Consider the following 1,470-nt stretch of genomic DNA (forward strand, 5'->3'; position numbering starts at 1 on the left):
CCCATGCAGAGCGCGGGGTCATCTTCCGATGAAGGCCAAGACCCCGTTTAAATTTTTTAGTATTGGGACGGTGGAGCTTGAGTCAAGCTCTCCGCAGAAGAAAAGGTCGTTGTCGAAGCCCAGGCCCGCGAGTATCCTGCCGTGAGCCGATTCCTGGCAGACCGCTGTGATGTCGGGGCCGACGTGATGCCAGAGCGCCATCGCGGCCATCGCGCCGTCTGTAAGTTCCATCTCGGTGCCGCCGTTTGACGGGGCGAGTACTAGCATTTTTTCTATCAGCATCCCCGCGCAGATTGTGTCTTCAAGCGAGAATTCGCCGTTTCTTCCCGCGCAGAGGACGCCTATGTTGGTGCCGGAGCAGATGGCGTCCCAGGCGGCGGCTTCCGCGTTTCTCGCGCAGGCCGCTATGACGTGCGCGCAGCCTTCGCTTGCCTTCATTATGGCTCTTGTGCCGTTTGAGGTGGTGATTATGGCGTTTTGGGGGGCGCCCGCTGCGGAAAGTTCAAGCGGCGAATTTCCGAAGTCAAAACCGGGCGCGGCAAGTCCGCCGCGTTCTCCCATTATTTTCCAGTCGCCGCCAAGTTGGTCTCTCATTTCAAAGGCGGCGTCAACCTCCGTCACAGGAACGAGCACCTCGCCTCCCGCGTCAAAGAATGTCGTTATCTGCGTCGTGGCGCGCAAGAGATCTACCACAACGCGTACGTCATGTTCTTTCAGCGCCTCGCAAGGCAGAAATGCGGCGTCAAATATATATTTCATTTACTAGACCTCCTTTTTATTGTACTGGCCATTCCGTCAGGTAATATTTATTTTTCCCGGCGCGCTTTGCCTCGTAGAGCGCGCGGTCTGCGGCCGCGTAAAGTTCACGGCAGGTTACGTTGTCTGTTTTGCGGGCGACTGTGACGCCTACGCTCGCCGTGAGGCGCAGGAAGCCGCATGAGACTTCAAGCGCCGAAATGAGGCGCTTCGCGGTCTTCGCGGCGGAACGCGGCGTGACGTTTCCGGAAAGAAAGATGAAGAATTCGTCGCCGCCCATCCTTCCGATTATGTCGTCGTCTCTTAATGCCGATCTCATTGTGTTCGAGGCGGCTATCAACGCGTCGTCTCCCTGAAGATGGCCCAGGCTGTCGTTTATCTGCTTGAAATTGTCAAGGTCTATCATAAAGACGGCGCAGCGGTCGGAGGCGCCCATCGCCTCTATGCGTTCATCGCCCATACGCAGCGCGGCCTCTCTATTGAGCAGGTTGGTCATCGCGTCATGCGAGGCGCGCTCCGCAAGCTCTACTATTGCGCTGCGTTCTTCGTGTATGTCTTCAAATACTATGAAGGCCTTGACGTCGTCGGTGTACGGGTATTTGACCATCTGAACGTTGGCCTTCGTCCAGCGAAAGAGGCCGTCCGCCTCCTCGCGGAAGATAAGGTTGTCCTCTTTTACTCCGGCGAAGAAGAGCCCGAGAAGGCGTCCTTCGT

At 57.0% G+C, this 1,470-nt stretch carries 2 protein-coding genes; both read right to left on the minus strand.

What is annotated here, in order from left to right; translation table 11 throughout:
* Positions 1–18: 18 nt before the first annotated feature.
* On the minus strand, positions 19–759 hold the full coding sequence (locus RRY12_13225; GenBank protein ID MEG2185636.1) for a 2-phosphosulfolactate phosphatase: 741 nt from the start codon (positions 757–759) through the stop codon (positions 19–21).
* Between the two features lie 16 nt (positions 760–775).
* Positions 776–1,470, minus strand: a 695-nt coding sequence (locus RRY12_13230; GenBank protein ID MEG2185637.1) for a GGDEF domain-containing protein, incomplete at its 5' end; no start/stop codon positions are given.

Source organism: Cloacibacillus sp., assembly GCA_036655895.1.
In the GTDB taxonomy this organism is placed as follows: domain Bacteria; phylum Synergistota; class Synergistia; order Synergistales; family Synergistaceae; genus JAVVPF01.